This window comes from Chitinivibrionia bacterium (genome assembly GCA_009779925.1).
In the GTDB taxonomy this organism is placed as follows: Bacteria; Fibrobacterota; Chitinivibrionia; order Chitinivibrionales; family Chitinivibrionaceae; genus WRFX01.
The window spans coordinates 1-4,545 of the sequence record WRAZ01000078.1; the positions used below are offsets into that span (position 1 = coordinate 1).

At 44.8% G+C, this 4,545-nt stretch carries 7 protein-coding genes; 1 reads left to right on the plus strand and 6 read right to left on the minus strand.

Annotated features, from left to right (window positions below):
* Positions 1–164 precede the first annotated feature (164 nt).
* The 5 genes from ruvX to FWE23_11355 are packed head-to-tail and all read right to left on the minus strand — an operon-like array spanning position 165 to position 3,300.
* Positions 165–581: a Holliday junction resolvase RuvX gene (ruvX, locus tag FWE23_11335; GenBank protein ID MCL2846019.1), complete on the minus strand. Its 417-nt coding sequence runs from the start codon at positions 579–581 to the stop codon at positions 165–167.
* Complete coding sequence (locus FWE23_11340) at positions 581–994, minus strand: SH3 domain-containing protein (protein ID MCL2846020.1); 414 nt, start codon at positions 992–994, stop codon at positions 581–583. Before FWE23_11340 ends, ruvX begins: the two co-directional genes overlap by 1 nt.
* Position 995: 1 nt before the next feature.
* Positions 996–1,958, minus strand: a complete 963-nt coding sequence (lpxK, locus tag FWE23_11345) for a tetraacyldisaccharide 4'-kinase (protein ID MCL2846021.1) — start codon at positions 1,956–1,958, stop codon at positions 996–998.
* 6 nt (positions 1,959–1,964) lie between these two features.
* Positions 1,965–2,723: a Nif3-like dinuclear metal center hexameric protein gene (locus tag FWE23_11350; GenBank protein ID MCL2846022.1), complete on the minus strand. Its 759-nt coding sequence runs from the start codon at positions 2,721–2,723 to the stop codon at positions 1,965–1,967.
* Positions 2,689–3,300 (minus strand): hypothetical protein, encoded by a 612-nt coding sequence (locus FWE23_11355; protein MCL2846023.1) that lies wholly within the window; start codon positions 3,298–3,300, stop codon positions 2,689–2,691. The genes FWE23_11350 and FWE23_11355 overlap by 35 nt, the downstream gene beginning before the upstream one ends.
* A 142-nt stretch (positions 3,301–3,442) precedes the next feature.
* Between FWE23_11355 and FWE23_11360 the strand changes: the two genes are divergently transcribed.
* Entirely contained in the window at positions 3,443–4,297 is an 855-nt protein-coding gene (locus FWE23_11360; GenBank protein MCL2846024.1) for a bifunctional 5,10-methylene-tetrahydrofolate dehydrogenase/5,10-methylene-tetrahydrofolate cyclohydrolase, read from the plus strand.
* 40 nt (positions 4,298–4,337) lie between these two features.
* On the opposite strand, the gene FWE23_11365 is transcribed toward FWE23_11360, so the two are convergent.
* The coding region (locus FWE23_11365) for a hypothetical protein (protein ID MCL2846025.1) at positions 4,338–4,545 on the minus strand (208 nt) is incomplete at its 5' end.

Genomic DNA, 4,545 nt, shown 5'->3' on the forward strand with positions numbered 1-4,545 from the left:
CGACAGAGCGTTTTTCTTTGACAATACCATAACGGACGTAAAAAGCGAATATTCATTTTTTGCGGAGAAAACCGATAATAATTTATACATAAAAGACGGCGCAAATGTCCCTTGGTGGTTTGGAAAATATTTGTTGGGGAAATAATATGAACGCCTCCCTATCGCTACCGTCCGTCTAAAAACTCCTGCAAAATCACACACGCGGCGGTGTTATCCACGCAGGTTTTTTGCGCGCGTTTTTTCTTTTTTTTCGTTTTTATTAAAATGCTTTGCGATTTTACCGAGCTATAACTTTCGTCTTGAAAATTTATCGGGTATTTTATCGGGGAGATTTGGAGTAATTTATCTGCAAATTCGCGGATTTCTCTTGACATTACGGTTTCGTTGTCGTCGATGTCGAGGGGAAGACCTATTACCAGCTCGTCGGGAGCTTCTTCGTTTAGCAGGGATAATATTTCCGCGTAATAATCCGCCGTTGTGTTTCGGTCTATCATTTTCAGGGGTCTTGCAAGCAGGGCGCTCGGGTCGCTGACCGCTGTTCCGACGCGCCGCCTGCCGTAATCTATGCAAAAAAATTTCATTAAGCCAAGTCTTCGTTTTCTTCTTTTTGGACTAAGCCTTTTTTCGTGGAAAAAATATACGCCCCGCCGCCGACAGCCGCAAGCAAAACCAATGCAAGAACAATCGGTCCTATGGGCGAAGTCCTTAAACTGCCCTCGACAATTTCCACGTCCGTAAGCTGAACGAAACCGTCGCCGTTTGCGGTTCTTACTTTAACCCATAGTCTGCCTTCAATGCCAAGAACTTCTAAACGCTGTCCTCTCACGATGTTTCTGTTTCCGACTCTGTTTGCTCCCGGCTCAATGCTTGAACGCACCATAGCTCCTTGCGGGTTTATTACTACCGCATAACGTCTCTCTCCGTTTTGCTCCGCGCAGACAACCGCGAATGCGAGCAAAAGGGCTACCACTAATTTAATCAAAAAACTTTTCATTTTATCTCCCCACTACTTCCTTGATTTTATCTTTCAAAAAGTTGCTGTTAACAATGTCCATAACGACATTATAAGAAAGATACCACAAATTTTGAAGTTTTTCCGTTTTTTCTTCATCTAAACGCATAAAATCTTTTTGCGTGGTCGCCAAAGCCGCTTGGGGAGCGGAGTTTAGCATAGCGTAATCTTTGTCGCAAAATTTATGATGGTCGGGAAAAAAGACGTATTTCGGCTCTTTCCCCGTAAGTTTTTTTATAGAGGCGACAAACCTTTCGGGGCGGGCAATTCCGCAAAAACATAGAAAATCTTCGTCGAAATTCGTCTTTTTTTCGCCGGATACGACGTTTACGAATTCGTTTGCGACAAATTCGACGACAAGGTTTTTAGGTGTGGGGATTGGGGTTTGTGATACGATGATGTCGGCGCGTTCGAGCGATTTTACGGGCTCGCGAAGCCGTCCGAGCGGTAGCATTTTGTCTTGCAAATCGTTTGGAGTAATGACGACAATGTCTAAATTTCGCTTAAAACTTCGGCATTGAAAACCGTCGTCCATAATTCCGACGATGTTTTTTTTGTCGATGTCGCTTCGTTCCAGAAGTTTTTTTGCGGTGCGATTTCGGTCGGCGTCAATAGCAAGCCAGAGTGATTTTTGCCGCGTTTTAAGCATTAGCGGCTCGTCGCCTACAATTTCCCACGAGGTTTTTTCGTCGGGCGAAATAATTTCGGTTTTGCGCGATTTTCTTTTGTATCCCCGCGAAAAAAGCACGGGAATTTTCCCCAATTCTTCAATTTCTTGGATAATTTTATCGCAAATCGGAGTTTTCCCGCTCCCACCCGCCCGAATTCCGCCTACGCTTATTACGGGAAATCCAAAATCTTGCGGAGAATAGCGGTCGTACTTGGAATTTCGTAAATTTATTACAAAAAGATATATCTGCGACAAAATCCACAAAAAAAGCTTCATTTTTGATTAAAGTCCTGTGGGGCAGTCGATATAAACGCAGTCAATATCGGGAAATTTTTCTTGAATATGCTTTTGCAACGCCCAAATTCCCACTTGCTCGCTGGCGTGATGTCCTGCAAAAATAACGCTTACTCCCAAATCGTTTGCAGTGTGATAAAAATCGCGCTTTTCGCCGACAATCAGTAAGTCCGCGCCTGCTTCTTTGGCGAAATTTACCGTTTCTTGTCCAACGCCGCCCGATACCGCAGCAACTGTCGATACTTTGCGGTTTTCGCCTAAAATATGCGTTTTTGTTGAGAGCGTTTTTTCGAGATTTTCGGCAATTTTCGATACGGATTGCGGGGCGTCGAATTTTCCGATTGCGCCGATAAAATCGCTTCTGTATTTATAGAATTTTCCGCTCGGAGTCGCTCCGGCTATCCTTATAAGTTCTACGTTGTTTCCTACTTCGTCGTTCATATCCAAAGGTAAATGAGCGGCGTAGAGATTTATGTTTGCGGAAAGTAAAATGTCTATGCGTTTTTTGTTTGCGCCGATTAAACGCGGGTCGGTTCTGTCCCAAAAAAGTCCGTGATGAACAACAAGCATATCCGCGTTTGCCGCGACAGCTTTTTCAAAAACTTCCGCGCCCGCGTCAACGGCAAAGGCGATTTTTTTTATTTCGTCCTTGCCTTCAACTTGCAGACCGTTGTAAGACGAATCTTCGATTTTGGCGATGTTCAAAAATTCATCAATATGCGCTGATATTTTCGATGTCTTCTGCATCGTCCGTCTCCTCGTCCGCTTGTTTTGACGCGTTTTCTTGCCTCCATTTGGCTGTGAATTCTTTCACGCGTTCTATTAGTTCTATTCGGTCAATCGGCTTTTTGAAAACTGCGGCGCCTTGTTTCGCCATTGCTTCGACCGCTTCGGGCATTTTGTCTTCTTTGTGATATATAATGTAGCGCATATTCGGATTTATTGTTTTTCCCGTCGAAAAGAATTCGGTTGCGTTTTTGGGGTCGTTTGGCGCGTCCATATCTATTAAAGCCGCGGGAATTTGGTTGGAAAACAAAAAATCCGTCGCCTTATCCGCTTCCGAAAACTCGTAAATTTCGCAATATTGTTGCAAAGTATCTTTGAGAACGATGGTAAAATGCGACTTTACGCCGAAAATTGCGACGGGCGGTTTATTGGTTTTTTCTACGGATACTACTGCCGCGCTTTCGTTTGCGCCGCCGCCTTTTTCTTTTTCTTTCTCTTGTTCCATAAGACGATGCCGCGCTTCCATACTGCGCATTTCCATGTGTTTGTTTTGTTTGTTTTGCGAAAGTCGTTTTAATAATTCGTTTCTGTTATCCATATAAAATCTCCTTATTTGCACTTGTTTTGTAAGTAATTTACTATTTTCCCAAACAAAAATTCAATATATTGTTGGATATATTGCTTTTTTGTGGTAAAATTTGTTATTTTCACCTAAAATTAACGCAAAATTGGGGAAATTTATGGCAAATCCGATAGTTCTTGACGGAAAAAAATTGGCGGGCGAGATAGAACTTGCCCTTAAAATCCGAGTGGCAAAGATAAAAGAGAAAAACGGGGGAAAGTCGCCCGTTCTTGCGACAATTCTGGTCGGAGGCGACCCTGCAAGCGCAACTTACGTGAAAATGAAAGGAAACGCCTGCGTTCGGGTGGGTCTTGAGCCGCGAAAAATCGAACTCGGCGAGGAAACCACAACCGACGAGCTTTTGGCGGTAATCGATAATCTTAACCGCGACGAAAACGTTTTCGGGATATTGCTTCAACATCCCGTTCCCAAACAAATAGACGAGCGCGCGGCGTTCGATAAAATCGCTTTGGAAAAAGACGTGGACGGGGTCACAAGCTTGGGCTTCGGCAAGATGTCGATGGGCGAAAAGGTCTTTGGAAGCGCAACCCCCGGCGGAATTATGCGCTTAATCGACCATTACGGTATCGACTGCGCAGGAAAAAACGCGGTCGTCGTCGGAAGAAGCGCCATCTTAGGCAAACCCGCCGCAATGATGCTCCTGAACAAAAACGCCACAGTCTCAATTTGTCATTCGCAGACAAAAAATCTGCCCGAAATCATAAAACAAGCCGACATAATCGTAGGCGCAGTAGGAAAACCCCGTTTAATAAAAGGCGATTGGATAAAAGACGGCGCGGTGGTTATTGACGCGGGTTATCATCCCGCCGAAAAATGCGGCGACATAGATTTGGAAAATTGCGCCGCGCGAAGTTTCGCCTACACCCCCGTCCCCGGCGGAGTGGGACCGATGACAATCGCCACGCTTATGGAGCAGACGGTGATGTCGGCGGAGAAAAAAAGAGACGACTGAAAGTCGTCTCTTGATAAATTTAGAAAAAACTAATTTTTTTTTACCTATTTATCCCAATTCTCGCCGAATAGGTAAATCTTCTTCCGCTGATACCCGTTGCCTCAACTATCACCAAATATGTGCCGTTGGCGACAAATCTGCCTGATTGGTTTTGCAAATTCCAGACGATTGCGTTTTGTAGGGGCGGGGTCTGCCCGCCCAAATCGCCGTTCGTTCTGTTTTCAGGGCGGGCAAACCCCGCCCCTACA

Bases quoted from the DNA above. Each gene is read 5' to 3' on its own strand.
- ruvX (MCL2846019.1), bottom strand. From the start codon at position 581: ATGAAATTTTTTTGCATAGATTACGGCAGGCGGCGCGTCGGAACAGCG.
- FWE23_11340 (MCL2846020.1), bottom strand. From the start codon at position 994: ATGAAAAGTTTTTTGATTAAATTAGTGGTAGCCCTTTTGCTCGCATTC.
- lpxK (MCL2846021.1), bottom strand. From the start codon at position 1,958: ATGAAGCTTTTTTTGTGGATTTTGTCGCAGATATATCTTTTTGTAATA.
- FWE23_11350 (MCL2846022.1), bottom strand. From the start codon at position 2,723: ATGCAGAAGACATCGAAAATATCAGCGCATATTGATGAATTTTTGAAC.
- FWE23_11355 (MCL2846023.1), bottom strand. From the start codon at position 3,300: ATGGATAACAGAAACGAATTATTAAAACGACTTTCGCAAAACAAACAA.
- FWE23_11360 (MCL2846024.1), top strand. From the start codon at position 3,443: ATGGCAAATCCGATAGTTCTTGACGGAAAAAAATTGGCGGGCGAGATA.